This is a genomic window from Polaromonas sp., assembly GCF_013817205.1.
Taxonomy (GTDB): domain Bacteria; phylum Pseudomonadota; class Gammaproteobacteria; order Burkholderiales; family Burkholderiaceae_C; genus Polaromonas.
This window is the reverse complement of the sequence record NZ_JACDDD010000063.1, coordinates 1-22475: the sequence shown is the minus strand read 5'-3', so window position 1 is coordinate 22475 and position 22475 is coordinate 1. Positions and strand designations below refer to the sequence as shown.

The window sequence follows — 22475 nt, the reverse complement described above, 5'->3', positions numbered from 1 at the left end:
CAAAATCGATCCGTTCTTGCGTACACTTTGGCATTGGCAGTCCCCGGTTGCAATTGACATCGAACACCAATGACAACGCGCTTCGGCACGGGGCTGCCGACTCCTGCTAATGAAATATCCGGGCTAGAAGCCAGCGGGCCCGCCCTGCCCGAGCGTGACGCCGGCGTGTTCGACCTGGACTTTGCACTGCGCTATGAGCCCAACGACCAGTCGATTCGCGCGCACCAGCTGAAGGTCAACACTTTGCGCTTTTCGGGCATGCCGCCGCGCCAGACCGAGCTGCTGACAGCGTACGGGCCGGCGCTGGCCGAGCAGTTGCTGCGCGACGTGCTGCTGCACCAGTTGCGCCCGCAAGACCTGATGCTGGCCGACGGACGGGGGCTGGAGCCCGGCAAGATCACGGTCACCACGCGCGGGCTGGTCATAGCGTTTGTGTCGAAGAAGGTGCACTGAGTGCCTAGGAGCCTGTCGGACTTGGGAATCGTCGGCTGCAACCTTCGCTCGTCATCCCGGGCTCGATCCGGGATCCATGCACGCGATCTACTATTGCTACCCTATTTATAGCTGCCGACGCCCATATTTACTGGGCTGGAACCTGATTTCGTGCTTAACTTTTGCCTGCCGCAATCTCACCCACCCACTGCGCGTTGCAGCGCAGCACGCGCCAGCAGGCGTGTGGAGTCCAGCGTGGGCAGCGGGGCGTTGGCGTCGTTGATGATCAACGGAATCTCGGTGCAGCCCAGTACCACGGCGTCGCAGCCTTCGCTTTTCATTCTTGCCATTACGCGCTGAAAGCTGGCTACGGCTTCAGGCTTGAAGATGCCGCACACCAGCTCGTCCATGATGATGCGGCCCAGGTCGTCGCGCTCAGCGTCGCTCGGGCGCATGTACTGCAGCCCGCGCGCGCTGAGCTTTTCCGGGTAAACCTCGCTGGCTACCAGCCAGCGCGTGCCGGTGATGCCGATGCGCTGAAAGCCGCGCCTGGCGGCCTCGTCTGCCACCACCTCGGCAATGTGCAGCCAGGGCAGCGGCGAGCGCGGCGCCACGTAGGCAAAGGCCTGGTGGATGGTGTTGTCTGGGCAAATCAAAAAATCTGCGCCTGCTGCAGCCAGCTTGTGCGCAGACGCCAGCATGAGCTCACCCACGCCATCCATGTCGCCGTGCTCCAGGCAGTGTACGTAGCTGGCCAGTGAGGGCGTGTGCATGGACACCTCCGGGTGCGCGTGCGGGCCAAGCAGTGGCGCACCTTCGGCGCAGATGGTGCGATAACAAAGCGCTGCGCCTTCCGCAGAGCAGCCGACGATTCCAATGTGCTGGGGCATGACGATGGGTTCCTTCGGCAGTGGTTTTACAACAAGTTCCGCGCCGCTGCCCGGCTGCGGGCTTTGGCTGCGCCACCAGCCGGGCAAAGCCGGCTATGCTGGTGTTTTGGCTTCAGGCGGCGGGCTGCAAAATGATGACCACTCTTCTCACCATCGCACTTTTGCATTGGGTTGTGCTCGTCACGCCGGGCGCCAATGTGCTGGTCATCTCCCAGCTGGCGGCGGGCGGCCAGCGCCGAAGTGCGCTCTACGTCGGCTTCGGTGTGACCACCGTCGCGGTCACCTGGGCCTTGCTGGCCATTCTTGGCGTCAACGCCGTGTTCGCGGCCATGCCTGGGCTGCGTTTTGCGCTGCAGGTGGCTGGTGGCATTTATCTTTGCTACGTGGCGGTGCGGTTGTGGCGCTCGGGCGCATCGGCTGGCGGGCAAGCGGCTGACATGCTGGCGCCTTATGCAGCCTTCCGGCTGGGCTTTCTCACCAACATCATGAACCCCAAGTCGGCGCTGTTCTTCGGCAGCGTTTTTGCGACCGCCCTACCGCAACACCCCAGCACCTCTTTGCTGGCCTGGGCCGTGGGCCTGGTGTTTCTGAACTCTCTGGGCTGGCACATCTTTTTGGCCTCACGTTTTCGCATCCGCGCGTGCAAGCGGGTCACGCGCGCCAGCGCCAGCGGCTGAACCGCATGGCCGGAGCCATCGTGGGTGCGTTGGGGCTGCGGCTGTTGCTAGTCACTGCCAGCGAGATCAAGGCGCGCTGAGCAGTGCGCTGACCCTGATTCACTATTGCTCTCAATTTTGTAGCTGCTGGCGCCCAAATAATAAGGGCTACAGCCCGATTTGACCTATATATTTTTAGGTCAAAGTCCTTTTTCCACCATGTCCAGCAGGCGCTGGCCGACCTGCTCCATCTGCGGGCCGATCACCGGGGCCAGCGGGCCGTCCACCACCAGCATGGCCAGGCCGTGGACTGCCGACCAGGCGAGGAATTCAGCGCCGGGCCGGCGCTCGGGGGGCATCACGCCTGCGGCGACCAGCTTGTCGAGCGCAGCGCCCAGCAGCTCGAAGGGGTTAAGCCCGCCAGGACCGGCCGTCGGGGCCTCGTGCGTGGCCTGAATCAGCACGTCGGAGCGGGCAAAGGCCGTGCGGAACAGCCCCGTCTCAAGCAGCGCAAACCGCAGGTAGCCGCTGCCGACGGCCCGCACGCTGGCGCGGGCAAGGTCGGCCGGCGGCAAGTCCGGCGGGAGGGTGGCCAGCTCGGCCTCCATGGCGGCAGCCACTGCCGACAGCGCGGCGGCCCGCACCGCCTGCAGCAGCGCGTCGCGGCCGGCAAAGTGGCGGTAGGCGGCATTCGGCGCCACCCCGGCCCGGCGCGTGGCTTCGCGCAGCACCACGGCGTCGGGCCCACCCTTGCGCGCCAGCTCGATCCCGGCTTCCAGCAGTACGCGCCGCAGGTCACCATGGCGGTAGGTGCTGCGGACTGCGGGCGCTGCCGAGGGTGCGGTGGGGGTGTTCATGGTTTGTTACATTTAAATGTGGACAGTGTCCATTATCTTTGATATTCTCTTGTGGACGATGTACACAATAGTCTTGTTCTTTGAGCTGGGACAAGAGACTCAAAAAGGTGCCGGCCCGCAGGCATCTACAAGGAGAAACAATCATGCAGAAAGTCACGACCTTCCTGACTTTCAAGGACCAGGCCGAAGACGCGCTGAAGTTCTACACCTCGGTGTTCAGGAATGCCAAGGCCGGCGAAACCCAGCGCTACGGCGAGGGTGCGCCGTGCCCCAAGGGGATGTTCATGACTGGCAGCTTCGAGATCGCCGGCCAGATTTTCTTCGTGCTCAATGCAGGCCAGGACTTCGGCTTTGCCCCCGGCATGTCGCTGATGGTAGATTGCCCGACCCAGGACGAGGTCGATGAACTCTGGGACAGCCTGTCCGAAGGCGGCAGCGTGCAGGCCTGCGGGTGGCTGACAGACAAGTTCGGCGTGTCCTGGCAAATTGTGCCCAGCGTGTTGCGCACTGTGCTGGCCGACAAGGACCCGCGCAAAGTCGAACATGTCATGAAAGTCATGATGCAGATGATCAAGTTGGACGGCACAAAGCTGCAGCAGGCGTACGACGCCATCAGTTCAACTAAACCACTGAAGAAAGGGAGCATTTCATGAATGTTCAAACCCATGTGACCAATACACGGGAAGCGTTATGTCATCTTTAAAGCACAGTTTCACCGAGCAAGCTAAACACGCAACACTTGTCTTTGAAAGAGAAATACCTTCGGCTGTCAGTGAGGTCTTCGATGCTTTCGCAAGTGCAAAAATTCGCTCCGAGTGGGGAGCACCATCTGACACGGCGGTCATCATTTACGACACAGAGAACTTCAGCGAGGGCGGCTTCGATCGCTATCGATGCGGTTCCAAACAGAACCCCAACATACACGGCACGACACACTACCTGGAGATCATCAAAAACAACCGCATCGTATCCACCGAAACCATCGTGATGGAGGGCAAGCGGCTGTGTGCCTCATTGACGACCTTGGAACTTGAACAAACCGGAAAGACCACACGTTTGTTAAGCACAACGCAGGTTGCGTCATTCGTTGGGGACAGCATGATCAAGGGTCACGAAGATGGTCATAACAGTTCATTCACTAACCTTGTACGCTACTTTTCAGATCGTCAACAGGCCTAACAATACACCCGCCGACGCTGAAGAGGTGCACAAGGCCACGCAAGGTTTCATGCGTTTTGCCGTCGCGCTGGCAGCCCACCCCCGCGGCCGATTTTTCCAACCCATCCACTCCCACGAGAATTTGCGCAGGCGGGGTGTTCATCTGTTAAAAAAATGGCTGTGTACGCAGTCACCACTTGCAAGGAAAGAAACATGCACAAAATTACCACCTTCCTGACCTTCAAGGACCAGGCGGAGGACGCGTTGAAGTTCTACACCTCGGTGTTCAGCAACGCCAAAACCGGCGAGACACAGCGTTATGGTGCCGGTGCGCCTTGCCCAAAGGGCAGCTTCATGGTCAAGCTGGACGACCCCAAGCTGCAGCAGGCCTATGAAGAGGCCGGAGGGCCGGCATGAAGCTTTATTACTTCGACGTGCTCAACCCGCGCAAGGTCTGCGCGCTGGCACGCCACCTGGCGCTGCCGGTTGAGTTTGTCCACGTAAACCTGGGCAAGGGTGAGCACAAGACGCCGGCCTTCCTCGCCATGAACCCGAATGGCAAGGTGCCGGTGCTGGTGGACGGCGAAACCACGCTTTGGGAATCCAACGCGATCATGTGTTACCTGGCGCGCAAGGCTGGCTCCGACCTGTGGCCGACAGACGCGCGCCAGTTCGAGGTGTTGCGCTGGCTGATGTGGGACGCGACTGAATTTGCCCCCAAGGCCGGCACGCTGTACTTCGAGCACATCATCAAGTCGCGGTTCGGCATGGGCGGGCCCGACCTGGCAGAGGTGCAGAAAGCCACCGAAGGTTTCTTGCGTTTTGCCGCAGTGCTGGAAGCGCATCTGCGCGGCCGCAGCTACCTGGTGGGGGAAGCCCTGAGTGTTGCGGACTTTGCCGTGGCCATCACGCTGCCTTATGCGCAGCAGGCGCAGTTGCCGCTGGAATCCTTTCCCGAAATCCGGCGCTGGCATGCACAACTGAATGCGCTGCCCGCATGGCGCGAGCCCTTTCCTGAACTGGCCGGGACGGCCGCTCTGGCAAAGGCTGCGTGAGCCCATGGTGACCGAGACCTTGCGACTTTATGCTGGGCTGCGGCGCCACTTTGATTTTTTCAACCCCATCCACTACCAGGAGAATTTGATGCAAGTACAAGCCTATCTTTCCTTTGAAGGCCGCTGCGAAGAGGCGCTGGAGTTCTACAAAAAGAACGCCGGCGCCGAAGTGACCACATTGATGCGCTGGAGTGAGAGCCCTGACCCGGACATGAAGGGGGCGCCCGGCTACGAGAAAAAGATCATGCATGCCGCTTTCAAGATTGGCGACACCACCCTGATGGCGGACGACGGCATGGGGCCAGGAACTGCCGAATTCAAAGGCGTCACGCTGGCGCTGAGTGCAAGCAGCGACGCGGAGACAAAACGCCTGTTTGACGCGCTGTCCGAAGGTGGCAGCGTACAGATGCCCTTGACCAAAACCTTCTGGACCTCCTCTTTCGGCATGCTGCGCGACAGGTTTGGTGTGGCGTGGATGGTCATGACCGAAGTGTCGGCCTGATTGTGTAAGCACCGCCGTGATTCAGACCCGAAATGGAAGTTGTCATTGCGGTGCGGTCAGGTTTTCATGCGACATCGACCTCGCGCCAGCAGGCCAACGCTCACCTCAGATCCGGCCCGGCCCGTGGTTCGCATCCACATTGCGCTGCAACTGCTCGTTTTGCGGCAAGACCCGCATGTGGAAGAACCACGTCCCGTCCGAAGCTTTCCGGCTGCTTCAAGGCGCAGAAAACCTGAGCCACTACCGCTTCGGAGAAGGCTCGATCGACCACACTTTTTGCAGGACTTGCGGCGTCTACGCTTTCGTCAGCGCCAGCGAACCTGTCATGGGCGGCGACTTTTTTTGCGTGAATGTCGCGTGCCTGGACGAGGTGGATCCCCATGAGCTGGCTGCCGCGCCAATCAGTTATGAAGACGGCGCACACGACGATTGGGCCAATCCGCCCCCCATAACCGGCTACCTGTGAGCCGCCGGACACCGAATTAGCAACCCAAGGAGACTATTCATGATGGACGCGAAACCCCAACCGGAACACGCTTGGCTGCAGCAGATGCTGGGCGACTGGACCATGGTCGGTGAATGCGACATGGGCCCCGACCAGCCCGCCAGCCGGACCAACGGCAAGGAACACGTGCGCGCCATGGGCGACTTTTTTGTGGTCTGCGAAGGCGAGGGCGGAATGCCCGGTGGCGAGGACACCGGCTACATGCTGATGACGCTGGGTTATGACATCGCCAACAAAAAATTTGTCGGCAGCTGGGCCGGCTCCATGGGGCCGGCCATGTTTTTCTACGACGGCCAGCTCGACGCCGCGCAGAAAGTGCTGACGCTGGACACCGAAGGCCCGAGCTTCACCGGCGACGGCACAACGGCGCGCTACCAGGATGTCATCACCATCAAGAGCAAGGACGAGCGCACGCTGCATTCGCAGACCCTGCAGCCGGACGGCAGCTGGAAACGTTTCATGACGGCGACCTACCTGCGCGTGAAGTAAGAGGGGAGATGCCATGAGCGCGACACAAACACTCAGGCCAGCAAAAGAGCTGGCCCAAAAAAACGGGATTCGCTTTCCCAACGAGAGCCCGGACTACCGGCGCGCGCGCGACGCGCTGCTGGCCGAAGAGATCGAGCTGCGGCGCCATATCGAACGCGTGGCGCAGCAGCGGCGCGAGTTGCCACCGGGCGGCGTCTTGCCGAAAGATTATGAGCTGGTGGGCGAACACGGCCCGGTGAAATTTTCCGAGCTGTTTGCAGGCAAGCAGACGCTGGTGGTTTACAGCTACATGTTCGGGCCCCAGCGCAAGCAGCCCTGCCCGATGTGCACCTCGCTGCTGTCGGCCTGGGACGGCGAAGCCGAGGACCTGATGCAGCGCGTCGGACTGGCAGTGGTGGCGCGCTCACCGATAGAGCGCCTGCTGGCATTCAAAAAAGAACGCGGCTGGAAGCACCTGAAGCTGTATTCGGATGTGAGCGGCGACTACACACGCGACTATGTGAGCGCGGACGACGCGGATGAGCCGGCCTTCAATATTTTCACCCGGCGCGACGGCAAGCTGCGGCATTTCTGGAGCGGCGAGATGGGCATGGCCACCGCCGACCCCGGCCAGGACCCGCGCGGCGCGCCTGACCTGATGCCACTGTGGACCCTGCTGGACAGCACGCCCGAAGGCCGCGGCCAGGACTGGTACCCAGAGCTCAGTTATCCCCAGCCCTGACACCCGGTCCGAGGCCAGGGAAATCAGCGGCACACTGTCGACAAGTTCGGCGTCAGCAGCATTCACGCGATCCAGTTACAGTGGCGCAGATTGGCGCGGCTTCATCGCGCCAACATCAACCGGAACTCCGATTTGCCAGACATTATTTCCATAGAACAGCTCAGCAAGGTGTATGCCTCGGGCTTCGAAGCCCTCAAATCAGTCGACCTCACCATCCGCCGCGGCGAAATTTTCGCGCTGCTCGGGCCCAACGGCGCCGGCAAGACCACGCTGATCAACATCGTCTGCGGCATCGTCAAGCCCAGTTCGGGCCGCGTGCTGGCCGACGGGCACGACATCGTGCGGGACTACCGCGCGGCGCGCGCCAAGATCGGCCTGGTGCCGCAGGAACTCTCGACTGACGCCTTTGAAACAGTCTGGTCCACCGTGAGCTTCAGCCGTGGCCTGTTCGGCAAGCCGGCCAACCCGACGTATATCGAGAAGGTGCTGCGCGACCTGTCGCTGTGGGACAAGAAAGACAGCAAGATCATGACGCTGTCGGGCGGCATGAAACGCCGCGTGCTGATCGCCAAGGCGTTGTCGCACGAACCGCAAATCCTGTTTCTAGACGAGCCGACCGCCGGCGTGGACGTCGAGCTGCGCCAGGGCATGTGGCAGATGGTGCGCAAGCTGCAGGACAGCGGGGTCACCATCATCCTGACCACCCATTACATCGAAGAAGCCGAGGAAATGGCCGACCGCATCGGCGTGATCAGCAAGGGGCAGCTCATCGTGGTGGAAGACAAGGACGTGCTGATGCGCAAGCTGGGCAAAAAGCAACTCACCCTGCAGCTGCGCGCACCTCTGGTGGCCGTGCCGCAAGCGCTGGCGGAGTTGCCGCTGGAGCTGGCCGAGGGCGGCAGCACGCTGGTCTATACCTTTGACACGCAGCAGGAAGAAACCGGCATCGGCGAACTGCTCAAGCGGCTGGCCGCGCTGGGCATCGACTTCAAGGACCTGCAGTCGAGCGAAAGCTCGCTCGAGGATATCTTCGTCAGCCTGGTTCACACCCCGCCACCGCTCGCGCAGGCAGGCCAAACCGTGCAGAAGGACACCGCATGAACTGGCAGGCTATACGCGCAATTTATCGCTTTGAGATGGCGCGCACCTTCCGCACCTTGATGCAGTCGATTGCCTCGCCGGTGATCTCGACCTCGCTGTACTTCGTGGTGTTCGGCGCGGCCATCGGCTCGCGAATGGGCGACATCGACGGCATCAGTTATGGCGCTTTCATCATTCCCGGCCTGATCATGCTGTCGCTGCTCAACGAAAGCATCTCCAACTCGGCCTTCGGCATCTACATGCCCAAGTGGTCGGGCACGATTTACGAGCTGCTGTCGGCGCCTGTGTCGGCCATGGAGGTGGTCATGGGGTATGTGGGCGCGGCGGCCAGCAAGTCCGTGCTGCTGGGCCTCTTGATCCTGTTGACTGCGCGCCTCTTTGTGCCCTACAGCATCGCGCACCCGTTCTGGATGTTGTGCTTTCTGCTGCTGACGGCAGTGACCTTCAGCCTGTTTGGCTTCATCATTGGCCTGTGGGCTGACAACTTCCAGAAGCTGCAGATCGTGCCGCTGATGATCGTCACCCCGCTGACCTTTCTCGGGGGGGCGTTTTACTCGATCAACATGCTGCCGCCGCTGTGGCAAAAGATTGCGCTGTTCAACCCGGTCGTTTATTTGATCAGCGGATTCCGCTGGAGCTTTTACGGCGTGGCCGATGTCAATGTCGGCATCAGCGTCGCGGCCATTCTGGGCTTTTTGGCCCTGTGCCTGACAGCCATCTGGTGGATCTTCCGCACGGGCTGGAAACTCAAGGCCTGAGCTGGAGCGCGCAAACGACAAAAAAGCGCCAGTCACCGAAGTGACTGGCGCTTTTTTTTGCGCTCGGCACCGTCCGAAGACGGCTCCGGATGCTAAAGCTTACTTGGCAGGAACAACAATCACGGTGTCGCCAGTTGCGCCCTTGGCACCGGTTGAGCCGGTTGAGCCGGTTGAACCTGTAGCGCCCGTGGCACCCGTTGCGCCAGTGGCACCCGTTGCGCCGCCGCTAGGACCTGTGGCGCCGGTGGAACCAGTAGAACCCGTCGATCCGGTAGCGCCGGTGGCACCCGTGTAGCCCGTCGAGCCTGTGGAACCCGTCGAACCGGTGGAACCAGTGGAACCGGCCGTGCCAGTTGCGCCAGCAGGGCCGGCCGGGCCAGGAACAGTCACCACGGCCGGAGTGGGCGTGACAACAGTGCGTTCGCAGGCGGTCAGGCCCAGAGTGGCGATCATGGCGGCGAGAAGGATGGAATATTTCATGGGAAACCCTTTGGGAATGTAAGCAAACAAATGAGCGCGGAAGTGTGCGCAGGCAATATTACTGCCTCGGCCATGAACTGCCTAAAAAAATTTCTGGGTAGACAAAGGACGAACATTGAAGATAGGCGATGTGTCGTCAGGTCGCTGTAGGACGCCTACACCGCCGTCTGTCCGGAATCGGCAACATCGCCACCGGCCAGCCCTTGAAAAGCAGGCTGCGAAAGCACAACTGTGCTGATCGAATCACCCACGCCCGAAAGCCAACGCCGACATGGGGCCGGCCGCCTCACGGGCCGGCCGCGCCATCGGTCAGACTTCAGCCGCAAGGACGGCTGGAGCAGGTACCACGGTGAAAAGGTGCCGGGCTTTCCGCACCCGCACCGCGGCTTCGAGACGGTGACCATCGTGCGCATGGGCTGATCGACCACTCCGATTCGCTGGGCGCGACCGCGCGTTTTGGCGGTGGCGATTTGCAGTGATTTGACAGCGCGGCACCCGGACGGGCGGGAAGAGCAGCCCGCATAGCGCTTTTTACAGCGCCTGCAGGCTTTGCCGGTTTTTTGCAGCGATGGCGCGAAAGTCTGAAGAGATCAGAACGCTGGACGCAGCAGCAGCCCAGAAAGCGGCGGCAAGCTCCTTGGCGCGCGCCCACTCTGCCAGGGTGGCCGCCGTGGGGTGCAGCGGGCGATCGGTGAACGCCCGTTCAACCAGCTCACCGTTCACAGGCGCGTAAAGCATGGGCAGCATGTCGTAGGTAGGAGACAAATACCAGTCATCGTCACGAAGCAGCAATGAGATATTGCCGTAGTGGCGATCGGTGTTGGCAATCAACAGGCCATACGCCTCCAGAAAACGCAGATGCGCCGCGTCTTGCGGCGTGAGCAACCGGCTTTCTGCCATGCGGTTCGCCGTGGCGGCCCAGTTGTCGACCTTGCCAACGTATTCGGAGTCGTACACCTCCAGCGACACCATGCCGATCCGGCCCTTGGCCGTGCGGTCAAAACGTTCGGACTCCAGAAAAACACGCCCGCCCGCTGAGAAAATTTGCGTGATGGCCGCGGGCAGACCCGCCTGGCCCAGCGTCTGCAGCGCCAGGTGCTCGCACACCAGCAGGTCACGCGTGCGCTGGTTGACGGCAGAGTCGCCCGCCGGTGAAAACTTCACCAGCACGTGGCGTCCGTTGGAGATGGTGCAAAACTTGGGCTGCTCACCACCAGCCGAAGAGCCCGCAAGCGTGCCTTGCATGGCCTGCTCCGCCAAGGCGGGATAGTCCTTGTACGAGTCGACACGGGAAGCGCGCTGAGCCAGACCGTGGTAACGCTCAAAGGCCTGCTCACCCACGATCAGGTTGCCTGGCAAATCGTCGCCAGACAACACCATCGCCCTCAAGGCATCGTCTTCGCTCCATCGCCGCGGGTCGGCGGCCAGTTGAAGCTCGGGATGGGCATGGGCAAAGGTGCGGCCCATGAAGCCTTGGGGCCGCATGTCGTTCAGGAACCAGGGCATACCGTCGTGCGGCTTGCTAACGCCATCGGCCTCATCCACCCAAAAGCGGCCGCCCGGCAAGGGTATCAAGCGCCCGAAAGAGGTCACCTCGCCCTGGGCGTCCACACGCATGATGGGTATCTCGCGGCCCACACCCTCCACAGCGCGCGGCAACAAATAACGCCGTGACCTGGCCGCTCCGAGCGCGCGCAACTCTCCGGAGGCAACCAGGGGTGCTAGGGCGCGGGAAATCGTCGGCTGGCTAACGCCCAGCGCCACCTGCAGCTCCGCGCTGGTGGCTACACCGCCATGGGCGCGCAGGGCGTCCATCACTGCGCTTGTGAAGCTGGAATTTGGTGCCATTGAATGAATTTATGAATAGATAAATATCAATGAAATATAGGGAAATTGCTCATTTTTGGCAATTATTGAATAGATATCTCAGCATAGCAACGGTTGGCTGGCATCAGTAAAAAAGCGCCCGAAGGCGCTTTTTTTTTCAACTCAGCAGGGGCCGCGGGCCCCTCGGGGGGCAGGAAGTTACGCGAAGCGAACGACCGTGGGGGTCATCCAGCCACCACGCGCACCATCTCCAGGCACTTGTTGGAGTAGCCCCACTCGTTGTCGTACCAGGCCACCACCTTGATGAAGGTGCCATCGAGCGCAATGCTGGCGTCGGCGTCAAACACACTGGTGCAGGTCTCGCCGCGGAAGTCGGTGGCCACCACCTTGTCTTCCGTGTAGCCGAGGATGCCCTTGAGCGCGCCTTCGCTCTGCGCCTTCATCTCGGCGCAGATTTCCTTGAGCGTGGCTTCCTTGTTCAGCTCGCAGGTCAGGTCCACCACCGACACGTCGGAAGTCGGGACGCGGAAAGACATGCCGGTCAGCTTCTTGTTGAGCTCGGGGATAACCACGCCGACGGCCTTGGCTGCACCGGTGCTGGAGGGGATGATGTTTTCCAGGATGCCGCGGCCGCCGCGCCAGTCCTTGTTGCTCGGGCCGTCCACGGTTTTCTGCGTGGCGGTGGCTGCGTGCACGGTGGTCATCAGGCCGCGCTTGATGCCCCACTTGTCATGCAGCACCTTGGCCACGGGCGCCAGGCAGTTGGTGGTGCAGCTGGCGTTGGAGATGATGGCCTGACCGGCATAGGTCTTGTCATTGACGCCGTAGACGAACATCGGTGTGTCGTCTTTCGACGGCGCCGAGAAGATGACTTTTTTGGCGCCTGCGGCCAGGTGTTTTTCGCCGGAGGCCTTGTCGAGGAAAAGGCCGGTCGCTTCCAGCACGATGTCGGCACCGATCTCGTTCCACTTGAGTGCAGCCGGGTCGCGCTCCTGCGTCAGGCGGATTTTTTTGCCGTTGACGATCAGGGTATTGCCTTCGACCGACACATCGCCCTTGAAGCGACCATGCACCGAGTCGTACTGCAACATGTACTTGAGGTAGTCCGGCTCAAGCAGGTCGTTGATGCCGACGATCTCGATGTCACTGAAATTCTGCACGGCTGCGCGCAAGACATTGCGGCCGATACGGCCGAAACCGTTGATACCTAGTTTGATCGCCATTTTCTCAAGCTCCAGTCAGTTAAAGAATTACGGTTGCCACTCGGGTTGCAGCAACCCAAGTTGAAGCATGTCATGCCGGGTCTCGTTCCAGAGGGCGACCTCACGCAAGCGGCCCTCCACCTGAAACCCCAGTTGCGCAGCCAAGCCCAGCGAGGCTTGGTTGTCCGGATGAACGAGCGCTTCCACGCGGTGCAACTGACCCCGTGCAAAACCCCAAGTCAGAATTTTCTTCAGCGCCTCACGCATCAAGCCCTGGCGCTGCGCGCTGGGGTTGAGCTCATACCCTAAGAAGCATTTTTGCCAGCGCTGGTCCCAGTTAAACAGCCCACAAGTGCCCAGAATTTCACCATCTGCCCAGTGCTGCAGTGCCCAGCGCATGACAGGAGTTTGCAGCTTCCACCCTGCGCGACAGGCAGAGATGAATTCATGCGCGGCAGACATATTGGCGAACGGATTGGCTCCCCAGTGACGCATATGGTGCGCGTCCTGATGAATCGCCAGCAGCGCGGGCGCATGCTGATGATCCAACTCGATCAACCGCAATCGCGGTGTTTCAAGCTCGGGGAACGCCGGTTGTTGCATCAGGCGCGTTACTTGGACTGCAACACCTTGCGCACGGTGTCAGCCACGTTCTCGGGCGTGAAACCGAAGTGTTTGAACAGCACGGGGGCTGGAGCGGACTCGCCATAGGTGTCGATGCCAACCACCGCGGCGCAGCCGTATTTCCACCAGCCGTCCGTGACGCCCATCTCGACGGCGATGCGCGGGATGCCTTCAGGCAGCACTTGCGATTTGTAGGTGCTGCTTTGTTTGTCAAAAGTGGTGTTGCTCGGCATGGAGACTACGCGAACAGCTATCTTTTTAGTAGCAAGTAGTTCCTGCGCCTTGAGTGCCAGCTGCACTTCGGAGCCGGTGGCGATGATCACCGCCTGAGCCTTTTTGGCCAGGCCGACTTCGGCCGGCTCGGACAACACATAGGCGCCGCGGCTGATCTCGCCGAGATCGTTCTTGGGCGCATAGGGCAAGTTCTGGCGGCTCAGCAGCAAGGCGGTCGGCTTGTTCTTGTTCTGCAGGGCCACGGCCCAGGCCACGGCGGTTTCAGCGGTGTCGCCGGGGCGCCAGACGTCGAGGTTTGGGATCAGGCGCAGGCTGGCGGCGTGTTCTATCGACTGGTGCGTCGGGCCGTCTTCGCCGAGGCCGATGGAGTCGTGGGTGAAGACGTGCACCACGCGCAGCTTCATCAGTGCGGCCATACGGATGGCGTTGCGGCTGTAATCGCTGAAGGTCAGGAAGGTGCCGCCGTAAGGGATGTAGCCGCCGTGCAGCGCAATGCCGTTCATGATGGCGGCCATGCCAAATTCGCGCACGCCGTAGTTGATGTGGCGGCCGATGACCTTTCCACCGACGGGCGTTTCGTTCATCACCACGTCACCGGCCAGATCGAAGCGCAGCGCTGGCGTGGCCTTGGTGTTGGTCAGGTTGGAACCGGTCAGGTCGGCTGATCCGCCCAGCATTTCAGGCAGGGCGGCGGTGAAGGCTTCCAGCGCCAGTTGCGACGCCTTGCGTGAAGCCACGGTCTCGGCTTTGGTGTGCGCACCCACCACGGTATCCACTGCAGTCTGAGAGAACGCGCGCGGCAGATCGCCTTTCATGCGGCGGGTGAACTCGGCGGCCAGGTCGGGATGAGCCACCTTGTAGGCGGTGAACTTGGCGTCCCAGGCGGCTTCGAGCGCCAGGCCTTTGGCCTTGGCATCCCAGGCCTCGTGCGCTTCTTTCGGCAGCTCAAAGGGGGCGTGGTTCCAGTCCAGCGCCTCGCGCGTGAGCTTGATTTCTTCGGCGCCCAGCGGCTCGCCATGCGCCTTGGCGGTATTGGCGCGGTTGGGTGAGCCCTTGCCGATGTGGGTTTTGCAGACGATCAGCGTGGGTTTGTCGGCGCTGTTTTTGGCGTCGGCAATCGCGCGGTCCACGGCGTCGGCGTTATGGCCGTCGATCGGGCCGATCACGTTCCAGCCATAGGCCGCAAAACGCAAGGCGGTGTTGTCGATGAACCAGGGCGCGACCTGGCCGTCAATGGAAATGCCGTTGTCGTCGTACAGCGCGATCAGCTTGTTGAGCTTCCAGGCGCCGGCCAGCGCGCAGGCTTCGTGGCTGATGCCTTCCATCAGGCAGCCATCGCCCATGAAGACATAGGTGTGGTGGTCGACGATGCTGTGGTCGGCCTGGTTGAATTCTGCCGCCATCAGTTTTTCGGCCAGCGCCATGCCGACCGCGTTGCTGATGCCCTGGCCCAGCGGGCCGGTGGTGGTCTCTACGCCGGCGGTGTAACCGTATTCGGGGTGGCCGGGGGTTTTGCTGTGCAGCTGGCGGAAGTTTTTCAATTCCTTGATCGGCAGGTCGTAACCGGTCAGATGCAGCAGCGCATAAATCAGCATGGAACCGTGTCCGTTGGACAGCACAAAACGGTCGCGGTCGAACCAGTGCGGGTTGTGCGGGCTGTGCTTGAGGTGCCGGCCCCACAATGCCACCGCCATGTCGGCCATGCCCATGGGCGCACCGGGGTGGCCGGAGTTGGCCTGTTGCACGGCATCCATGGCCAGGGCGCGGATGGCGTTGGCCATGAGGGAGGAGGAGGTGTCAGCCATTTGCGTGGAGTCCAGGTGGGTGGGGAGGCGTGGGGCAACTCCTGCATTCAACCGGCGCGGGGAGCGCCGGCAAACACGGGAAAACCCCAGATTTTACGGGATGTACCCCGCCGGAACCGCCTGCCTGCGGCTGCGCGCGGGGCAGCACCGGTTCGCTATGAATTTAATAGCTAGTTACGCCCGATTCACGAGGGCTAGAGGCCCATTTGATGCATAAGCGGTGATAATCCACAGACATGAGCACTCAAGCCCTGATCCTGGCTGCCGGCCGCGGCGAACGCATGCGTCCGCTGACCGACGCCACCCCCAAACCCCTGCTGCAGGTCCAGGGCAAGCCACTGATCGTCTGGCACCTCGAAAAACTCGCCGCCGCCGGCGTGACCGAGGTGGTCATCAACACCGCCTGGCTGGAGCAGCAGTTTCCGGCCGCGCTGGGCGATGGCCGGGCCTTTGGCCTGCGCATTCGCTACTCGCATGAAGGCGCCCAATTCGGCGGGGCGCTCGAAACGGCAGGCGGTATCGCAACCGCGCTGCCGCTGCTGAAAGACGCGCCGTTCTGGCTGCTGGCCGGTGATGTTTTCATGCCGGAGTTCGGCTTTCCGGCGTCCGACGCCCACCGTTTCGCCGCCTCCAGCGCGCTGGCGCATATTTACCTGGTGCCGAATCCGCTGCACAACCCCCAGGGCGACTTCGGCATCAGCCCGGACGGGCTGGCGCTGTCACGCGCGGCGCAGCAGTTCACCTATGGCACGGTCGGTATTTATCATCCGGCGCTGTTTCGTGACACGCCAGCCGGCCAGAAAGCCGCACTGGCGCCGCTGCTGCGCCGGGCCATGCAGGACGGGCAGGTCACAGCGGCGCTATATTCAGGCCCATGGACCGACGTGGGCACACCCGAACGCCTGGCCGAACTGAACTCAACCCAATAAAAAACGCGCTTCATCCATGACCATTTACGAAAAACGCCGCGCCGCCGTTGCTCGCTCACTGAAGGCCGCCGGTGGCGGCATCGCCGTGCTGCCCACTGCCCCCGAACTGGCGCGCAACCGCGACAGCGACTTTGCCTACCGGCATGACAGCTATTTCTATTACCTGACCGGTTTCAGCGAACCCGGCGCGTGGCTGGTGATTGACGCCAGCGGCAAGAGCACGCTGTTTTGCCGTGCCAAGGATCTGGAGCGCGAAATCTGGGACGGCATCCGGCTCGGCCCCAAGGCCGCCCCGGACGCGCTGGGGGTGGACGCCGCCTTCAGCGCCGACACGCTTGACGAAAAAATGCCGCTGCTACTGCAGAACCAGAACGCCGTCTGGTACCCGTTTGCCACCCATGCGGGCCTGGAGACGCAGGTCGATGGCTGGCTCGGCAAGGTGCGCGCGCGCATCCGCTTCGGCGCAGAATGCCCGCAAAGCCAGCACGACCTGTGCAAGGTGCTGGACGAGATGCGCCTGCTGAAAGACGCGCACGAGGTCGCGATCTTGCGGCGCGCCGGCAAAATTTCGGCCGGCGCCCACGTGCGCGCAATGCAGGCCTCGGCCGCCATGCTGCGCAAGCCGGTCGCCGGCGGCCTGCGCGAGTACCACCTGGAAGCCGAGCTGCTGCACGAGTTCCGGCGCAACGGTTCACAGTGGCCGGCCTACACCAGCATCGTCGCTGCTGGCGCCAATGCCTGCGTGCTGCACTACCGCGCAGGCAACGCAGAACTGAAGAGCGGCGACCTGTGCCTGATTGACGCCGGTTGTGAGCTCGACGGTTACGCCAGCGACATCACGCGCACCTTTCCGGCCAACGGCAAGTTCACCCCGGCGCAGCGCACGCTGTATGACATCGTGCTCGCCGCACAGGATGCTGCGGTCAAGGTCACCAAGCCCGGCAAACGATTCATGGACCCGCATGACGCCGCCACGCGCGTGCTGGCCCAGGGCATGCTGGATACCGGCCTGCTCGACAAAAAGAAACACGGCAAGCTGGACGACGTGCTGGAATCCGGCGCTTATCGCCAGTTCTACATGCACCGCACCGGTCACTGGATGGGCATGGATGTGCATGACTGCGGTGACTACACCGAACCCGGCAGCAAACCACGCGAGGAGAAAGACGCGCTGGGCCAGACCGTCATGCGCAAACCCTCGCGCATCCTGCGGTCAGGCATGGTCACCACCATCGAGCCCGGCATTTACGTTCGGCCTGGCAAGGGTGTGCCCAAGGAGTTCTGGAACATCGGCATCCGCATCGAAGATGACGCGCTGGTTACAGCCAAGGGTTGCGAGCTAATGACGCGTGGCGTGCCGGTGGATGCCGATGAAATTGAAGCCCTGATGCGGGGGTGATAGGCCCGGCGGGGGCTATGGATCAGTCGGTAGCCAGCATCGCCGCCGCCCACGGTGGCAGCTTCTTCACCAGCACGGTGGTTTGCCCTGCCTTGCACACAGCCACCAGCGTGGGTGCCCCCCGCTCGACCTCGGCGCCATCGTAGACAAAGGCAAGGTCTGCCAGGCGGACCGCTTTCCGGAGGTTGGTCATGGTGCGCGGATAGCGCTCAAGAATGCGTCGTGCCGGAACATGGTGGCCGCCCTCCTGAACACGCTGCCTGACGCGCGCCAGCAAATGTTGAGGATTGTTCACGGACACGACGTAGAGGACGACGTGGTAGCCCAGCGATTGGGCGCGACTGACAAGGCTCAGCTTGGACTCATGTGAGAAGACGGTTTCGCTCACAAATCCAGCTTTTTCGTCCAGCAATGCGTGGCGCCGTGTATCGGCCCAGTCGCGCGCTGCCTCCGACCGTTTTTGCAAGTCCGCAAGGTCTTGCAAGTGGGTTTTTTCGTACAGATCAGCGTTCACAAACTCCAGTTCGCGGGCGATGATTCCGCTGTCAAGCAGCGCGCGATAGAGAGTGGATTTGCCTGCGCCGTTGGGGCCTGCGAGGAGGTGAAAAATCGGCTGGGTCAAGCCGCAGCCCGTTGCACCGCCGATTGCCGATTTTCCTCAACAATGCGGCGCACATGGGCTTGCAGCGTGCCATTGGTACTGATCTTTACCAGGCGCTCGGTCAAAGCGTCCAGCGTATCTGGCGCCTTCGGTGTCTTGCCGGTCGCGGGAGGGACTGCCTGGAGGCGCGCCTTGCGCCCAGCAGTCTCATACACCTCAATCGCGGCCTGAGCCTCTTGCGCAGTCAGGCCGGAATGCTCTACCACCCGGCCAAGAGTAGCCCAGTACTCGATTTGTCCGGCGACCGAACGGCGCAAGGGCTGAGCCGCTTCTCGCGCCTGCTCTACAAGATCGACAGGAAGTTTGACGGAGGCAAAATTGCTGGGAGCGGCCATAAAAATCTCCTGTATGGCGCATTTTGCGCCATATTGCCCCTTTTTGCAATCTGCTAAAAGGCTCGCCAGTTGGCAACGCAATCTCAGACATGTTTCATGCGCGGCACCTGACCAGACGCACGCCTGGAAGTGCTACGTGTCCGGTCAGCCGCCCCGCAGAGAGGGTTTTGCTTCTGCACTGCGCAGCCCCGGCGACGCCACATCGCCCTCGGATACTGTCAGTACCACCGAACGCGACCCCAGGCCAACACGAAGCTGCTGCGGCAATGCGCGAACAGGCAGCCCCGTCACCGTGAATTCGCCCGAGGCGTCATCAAACCGCAGCCAGGCCGGAAGCGGTTTGCCGGAAAGCGTGGTGGCTTCCACCGGCGCCTGACCTGCCAGGGCCATCAGCCGTCTGGGCAAGGCAAACCGGAAACCCGCGCCGCCAGCCACCTGCTCGCTCGCAATAGTCACGGCAACAATCCCGGGGCGCTGGTCAGCCGGTTCGCGCAGAATTTGCATCAGCACGACCGAATCGCCAGCTGCGCAGGCGGCCGCAGAGTCGGCACAGGACCCGGCCGCAGTAGGAGCGGACTCCAGCAGGGCGTTCATGGCCGCCGCAGACAGGCCGGCGGAGACAGGTGTCGGCGCGGCGCTGGACAAGCCTGTCGCAGGAGCCAGCGCTGGCCGGAACGCCCCTCCTTGGCCCGCCGCATCCACAATCGTGGCTTCCGTACTGGCGGTGTTGTTGGCCAGGAGGTAATTGCCTGCATCCACTCCACCGAGCGCAATACCGGTGACGGCCACCGGCTTGCCCCTACCCGGCGCAGCCGTATCAAAATTACCGGTCGCTGCTGCGACATTAAGCACATCGCCTCCGAGCATCCCGGTGAAGCCGGCAGCACCGGTGTTCAGCGAAGCTGTGGTGTTTCCGTCGGCAATCTTGGTATTGGCTGTGATGCCCGTCACGTTGGCAATGCTTGCTGGGGTGATGTTGGCCGTGGTAGCTGCCGTGGTGTTGGCTGTGTAGTTGGCCGCGTCTGCGCCGCTGATGCTGATGCCCGTGACGCTGACCGCTTTGGCCAGGCCTGCGTTTTTGTCGGCGAAGTTCGCTGCTGTGTTGCTGGCCGTCAGGCTGTCGCCAGCGACCCGGTTGTCAGTCAAGCTGACGGTTGCTGTGGTGTTGCCGTCGTAGACCTTGTTGCTGCCTGCAGCTGCCACTGTCAGGGCGCGTTGGGTGATGTCTGCGCTCGTGCTGGCGGTGGTGTTGAAGCTGTAGTTGGCCGCGTCAGTTCCGCTGATGCTGATGCCCGTGACGCTGACCGCTTTGGCCAGGCCTGCGTTTTTGTCGGCGAAGTTCGCTGCTGTGTTGCTGGCCGTCAGGGTGTCGCCAGCGACGCGGTTGTCAGTCAAGCTGACGGTTGCTGTGGTGTTGCCGTCGTAGACCTTGTTGCTGCCTGCAGCTGCCACCGTCAGGGCGCGTTGGGTGATGTCGCCAATATTTCCTGTGGCGGTACCGCCACCCGCAACTTGATAACCGTAGACCGTTGTTGCGCCATTCGATGCCGTTGCAGTGACACCTGATACTGTGACGGTCTTGCCGGTCCCTGCGTTTTTGTCCGCATAACTTCCACTCGTCGGGTTGTTGAGGACGATCACATCGCCATCAATGGCGCCTGAGTTGCTGTAGTTGCCAGCAGCCAGCGTCGCAGTGGTGTTGCCGTCATAAACCTTGCTCACAGTCCCGGTTAGAGACACCGTAATGACTGGCGCAACCGTATGAACGAACCCGTTGCCCGTGCCCAGAATGGCATCACCATATGTGGCGTTGTACTGTTTGAAGTTGGCGGTCAGACCGTTACGTGTATCGCTTGCCGGGTTGGTTGAGTACACAAGCCAGCGGCCCGTCCCCGGATTGATGACACCGGCCCCGAACGTATTGACGAAGTTCTGCTTGGCGACCAGAACCACCGAGTCCCCGCCTCCCGTAGCAGTCTGCACCCCGGTCACCGTCAGGTTGCCTGTGGTACTGCGGCCGAAGATGCCCGCCGCCCGAACCGCGCCCAGACTTACTGCCGCACCCGCAGCGCTGAAATTCCCGAGCGCTGTCGTTTGCCCTATGCCTGCGGTGGTGGTGACGTCGCCACTGGCTCCAGCATTGAGTGTGAGGTTATGTTCACCATTGATGGTTTGCGTGATGGCGATGTTGTCGCCCACGCCACCGGCCGTCGTAATCGAAGAGTTGCCGGTCAGGGTGACGGGACTGTTGAAGGTGACGGTATCTGCGCCTGCCGTGCCCAGCGTCATCAGATTGCCGTTGAGGCTGGTAGCGCCGGCATAACTTTGCGCACCTTTGGTCTGCACGGAGCCAAGGGCGATGCTGCCTCCGGTCGCGCTCAAAGTGGTCACGGCACTCGTGGGGGCGCCACCACCCAAGGTCACGGCCCCAGTCCCGGCCGTCAGCGTCAGGGTGCGCGCCATTGCGTCTTCATTCAAAGCGCCGTCCAGCCGGATGGCACCGCCGGTGCCGCCCGTCGTGCCGCCTATGGTGTTAACCGTCACATTCGCAGTTTGTGTCACCGCGTCCTTGACCCAGACCTGACCACCGCTACCGGCTGTGCCAGTGCCAACCCCGTTCCCCCCCGTAGCTGTGAGGTTGCCATTGAGCGTGATGAGAGGCGCGCCGCCACTCGCATCCAGGGTGATGCTGCCGGCATTGCCGCCGTTGGCGTTGCCTGTCCCCGCGATGGCTCCGATCGTCGAAATGGCGCCGACTGAAACATTGCCGCCGCTGCCGGTCACCGTCACGGCGGCGCCGTTACCGCCCGCCCTATTTGTGCCATTGCCCGCACTGCCGTTGGCAGTGATGCCAACGGTGGTGACCGAGTTGCCTGTCAGTGTCACGGTGCCAGCGCTTCGGCCGGCCGTGTTTGCCAGCGCCGTGCCCCCGGTGGTGGTAATCGCGCCTGTCACGTTGAGCAGTCCTGTGCTTGCCGTGGCGCTGACATTGCCTCCGGCGCCGTTGCTTGCGCCTGTAGTGGTCAGGGCGCCGGCCGTGACTGTTGTACCGCTCAGTGTGATGCTTCCCGCTGCGCCGCCAGCGCCCGTTCCCGTGGCCGCCCCTGTCGATGCCGTGATGGTGCTCGTGTTCAGTGTGCCCGTGCCGGTGATGGACACCACCCCGGCCGCGCCGCCCGTCTGGTTGGTCCCATTGGCTGCGCTGCCGCTGGCTGTGATGACTCCGACGCTGCGGTTCACGCCCGTGATCGTGATGTTGCCTGCATTGCTGCCAGCACGTGTGCCTGCAGCCAGTGCTGCCCCACCGGTGCTGATGGTCGTGGTGGTCACGCCGCCCTGGGAGGCCAGTGTGACTGCGCCGCCGTTGCCCCCAGCATTGCCTGAGGTGTCAATCGCCCCCGTCCCCAGGGCCAGCCCTGCCGCGTTGTTGGTCACGCTGATGGAGCCTGCCGCCCCGCCTGCGCCGGTGCCAGCCGCCGCACCTGTGCGCGCGGTCAACGCGCCCAGAACAATGGCGCCCAGCGTTGTTGAGTTGTTCAGTACCGTGATCGAGCCGGCTGCGCCGCCTGCACCGTTGGTAGCTGCGCCTGCGCCGCCACTGGCTGTCAGGGCGCCAGCGGTGATGGCGCCGCTGCTGGTCAAGCTGATGGCCCCGCCCGCGCCGCCGGCCTGGTCTGTGCCCACTCCGGCTGTGCCGCTGGCCGTGATGCCGCCCGTGCCCAGGTTGATCACGCCCGCGCTTAAGGTGACGTTGCCTGCGTTGCGTCCGGCCTGGGCAACTGCCGTGCCGCCGTTCGCCGTGATGCTGCCGTTGCCGGTTGACAGGGTGCCGGTGTTGGTGGCGCTGAGCACCAC

The 22475-nt window shown here is 62.3% G+C and carries 24 protein-coding genes and 1 pseudogene; 15 read left to right on the top strand and 10 right to left on the bottom strand.

Annotation, left to right across the window (positions count from 1 at the left end; translation table 11 throughout):
- The first annotated feature begins 69 nt into the window (after nt 1-69).
- The gene (locus H0W47_RS13970; RefSeq protein ID WP_296925443.1) at nt 70-453 is read left to right on the top strand and encodes a hypothetical protein; all 384 of its coding nucleotides are present in this window, start codon (nt 70-72) and stop codon (nt 451-453) included.
- A gap of 176 nt (nt 454-629) precedes the next feature.
- Here H0W47_RS13970 and H0W47_RS13965 read toward each other — a convergent pair whose 3' ends face one another.
- Entirely contained in the window at nt 630-1322 is a 693-nt protein-coding gene (locus H0W47_RS13965) for an aspartate/glutamate racemase family protein (RefSeq protein WP_296925441.1), read from the bottom strand.
- 134 nt (nt 1323-1456) lie between these two features.
- Between H0W47_RS13965 and H0W47_RS13960 the strand changes: the two genes are divergently transcribed.
- The gene (locus H0W47_RS13960) at nt 1457-1999 is read left to right on the top strand and encodes a LysE family transporter (RefSeq protein ID WP_296925439.1); all 543 of its coding nucleotides are present in this window, start codon (nt 1457-1459) and stop codon (nt 1997-1999) included.
- A gap of 179 nt (nt 2000-2178) precedes the next feature.
- On the opposite strand, the gene H0W47_RS13955 is transcribed toward H0W47_RS13960, so the two are convergent.
- Nucleotides 2179-2835 (bottom strand): TetR/AcrR family transcriptional regulator, encoded by a 657-nt coding sequence (locus tag H0W47_RS13955; RefSeq protein WP_296925438.1) that lies wholly within the window; start codon nt 2833-2835, stop codon nt 2179-2181.
- A gap of 143 nt (nt 2836-2978) precedes the next feature.
- Between H0W47_RS13955 and H0W47_RS13950 the strand changes: the two genes are divergently transcribed.
- The 10 genes from H0W47_RS13950 (at nt 2979) to H0W47_RS13905 (ending at nt 9124) form a co-directional block, all read left to right on the top strand.
- Nucleotides 2979-3488, top strand: coding sequence for a VOC family protein (locus H0W47_RS13950; protein ID WP_296925437.1), 510 nt, complete (start codon nt 2979-2981; stop codon nt 3486-3488).
- Nucleotides 3489-3525: 37 nt separating this feature from the next.
- Entirely contained in the window at nt 3526-4014 is a 489-nt protein-coding gene (locus H0W47_RS13945) for an SRPBCC domain-containing protein (RefSeq protein WP_296925436.1), read from the top strand.
- Between the two features lie 192 nt (nt 4015-4206).
- Nucleotides 4207-4410: a VOC family protein gene (locus tag H0W47_RS13940; protein ID WP_296925434.1), complete on the top strand. Its 204-nt coding sequence runs from the start codon at nt 4207-4209 to the stop codon at nt 4408-4410.
- Nucleotides 4407-5048: a glutathione S-transferase family protein gene (locus H0W47_RS13935; RefSeq protein WP_296925432.1), complete on the top strand. Its 642-nt coding sequence runs from the start codon at nt 4407-4409 to the stop codon at nt 5046-5048. The genes H0W47_RS13940 and H0W47_RS13935 overlap by 4 nt, the downstream gene beginning before the upstream one ends.
- Nucleotides 5049-5136: 88 nt before the next feature.
- The gene (locus tag H0W47_RS13930) at nt 5137-5550 is read left to right on the top strand and encodes a VOC family protein (RefSeq protein ID WP_296925430.1); all 414 of its coding nucleotides are present in this window, start codon (nt 5137-5139) and stop codon (nt 5548-5550) included.
- 16 nt (nt 5551-5566) lie between these two features.
- Nucleotides 5567-6016, top strand: coding sequence for a GFA family protein (locus H0W47_RS13925; RefSeq protein ID WP_296925428.1), 450 nt, complete (start codon nt 5567-5569; stop codon nt 6014-6016).
- Between the two features lie 39 nt (nt 6017-6055).
- Entirely contained in the window at nt 6056-6544 is a 489-nt protein-coding gene (locus H0W47_RS13920; RefSeq protein ID WP_296925426.1) for a DUF1579 domain-containing protein, read from the top strand.
- 13 nt (nt 6545-6557) lie between these two features.
- Nucleotides 6558-7265 carry a DUF899 family protein gene (locus H0W47_RS13915; protein WP_296925424.1) on the top strand — a complete coding sequence of 236 codons (708 nt, stop codon included), beginning with the start codon at nt 6558-6560 and terminating at the stop codon, nt 7263-7265.
- A gap of 132 nt (nt 7266-7397) precedes the next feature.
- Nucleotides 7398-8366 (top strand): ABC transporter ATP-binding protein, encoded by a 969-nt coding sequence (locus tag H0W47_RS13910; RefSeq protein WP_296925422.1) that lies wholly within the window; start codon nt 7398-7400, stop codon nt 8364-8366.
- The gene (locus H0W47_RS13905; protein ID WP_296925420.1) at nt 8363-9124 is read left to right on the top strand and encodes an ABC transporter permease; all 762 of its coding nucleotides are present in this window, start codon (nt 8363-8365) and stop codon (nt 9122-9124) included. Before H0W47_RS13910 ends, H0W47_RS13905 begins: the two co-directional genes overlap by 4 nt.
- Nucleotides 9125-9223: 99 nt before the next feature.
- Here the strand turns inward: H0W47_RS13905 and H0W47_RS13900 are convergent, their stop codons facing one another.
- The gene (locus H0W47_RS13900) at nt 9224-9604 is read right to left on the bottom strand and encodes a collagen-like protein (protein WP_296925418.1); all 381 of its coding nucleotides are present in this window, start codon (nt 9602-9604) and stop codon (nt 9224-9226) included.
- A 277-nt stretch (nt 9605-9881) separates the two neighbouring features.
- On the opposite strand from H0W47_RS13900, the pseudogene H0W47_RS13895 reads away from it, so the two are divergent.
- Nucleotides 9882-10080, top strand: a pseudogene (locus H0W47_RS13895) (pirin family protein); the annotation flags it as partial.
- 55 nt (nt 10081-10135) lie between these two features.
- Here H0W47_RS13895 and yjjJ read toward each other — a convergent pair.
- The 4 genes from yjjJ to tkt form a co-directional block, all read right to left on the bottom strand.
- Nucleotides 10136-11452, bottom strand: coding sequence for a type II toxin-antitoxin system HipA family toxin YjjJ (gene yjjJ / locus H0W47_RS13890; protein ID WP_296925416.1), 1317 nt, complete (start codon nt 11450-11452; stop codon nt 10136-10138).
- Nucleotides 11453-11655: 203 nt separating this feature from the next.
- Nucleotides 11656-12654: a type I glyceraldehyde-3-phosphate dehydrogenase gene (gap, locus tag H0W47_RS13885; protein WP_296925413.1), complete on the bottom strand. Its 999-nt coding sequence runs from the start codon at nt 12652-12654 to the stop codon at nt 11656-11658.
- Nucleotides 12655-12681: 27 nt separating this feature from the next.
- Nucleotides 12682-13236 carry a GNAT family protein gene (locus tag H0W47_RS13880; protein WP_296925411.1) on the bottom strand — a complete coding sequence of 185 codons (555 nt, stop codon included), beginning with the start codon at nt 13234-13236 and terminating at the stop codon, nt 12682-12684.
- Nucleotides 13237-13244: 8 nt separating this feature from the next.
- Nucleotides 13245-15296, bottom strand: coding sequence for a transketolase (gene tkt / locus H0W47_RS13875; RefSeq protein ID WP_296925408.1), 2052 nt, complete (start codon nt 15294-15296; stop codon nt 13245-13247).
- A 236-nt stretch (nt 15297-15532) separates the two neighbouring features.
- Here tkt and murU point away from each other — a divergent pair, with 236 nt between their 5' ends.
- Nucleotides 15533-16225, top strand: coding sequence for an N-acetylmuramate alpha-1-phosphate uridylyltransferase MurU (gene murU / locus H0W47_RS13870; protein ID WP_296925406.1), 693 nt, complete (start codon nt 15533-15535; stop codon nt 16223-16225).
- 16 nt (nt 16226-16241) lie between these two features.
- Entirely contained in the window at nt 16242-17624 is a 1383-nt protein-coding gene (locus H0W47_RS13865; RefSeq protein WP_296925404.1) for an aminopeptidase P N-terminal domain-containing protein, read from the top strand.
- Nucleotides 17625-17646: 22 nt separating this feature from the next.
- Here the strand turns inward: H0W47_RS13865 and H0W47_RS13860 are convergent, their stop codons facing one another.
- From H0W47_RS13860 to H0W47_RS13850, 3 genes are all read right to left on the bottom strand, one after another.
- Entirely contained in the window at nt 17647-18246 is a 600-nt protein-coding gene (locus H0W47_RS13860) for a zeta toxin family protein (protein WP_296925402.1), read from the bottom strand.
- Nucleotides 18243-18620 carry a hypothetical protein gene (locus H0W47_RS13855; RefSeq protein ID WP_296925400.1) on the bottom strand — a complete coding sequence of 126 codons (378 nt, stop codon included), beginning with the start codon at nt 18618-18620 and terminating at the stop codon, nt 18243-18245. The genes H0W47_RS13860 and H0W47_RS13855 overlap by 4 nt, the downstream gene beginning before the upstream one ends.
- A gap of 144 nt (nt 18621-18764) precedes the next feature.
- Nucleotides 18765-22475 (bottom strand): S-layer family protein (locus tag H0W47_RS13850; protein ID WP_296925398.1); only part of this gene is annotated, 3711 nt, incomplete at its 5' end.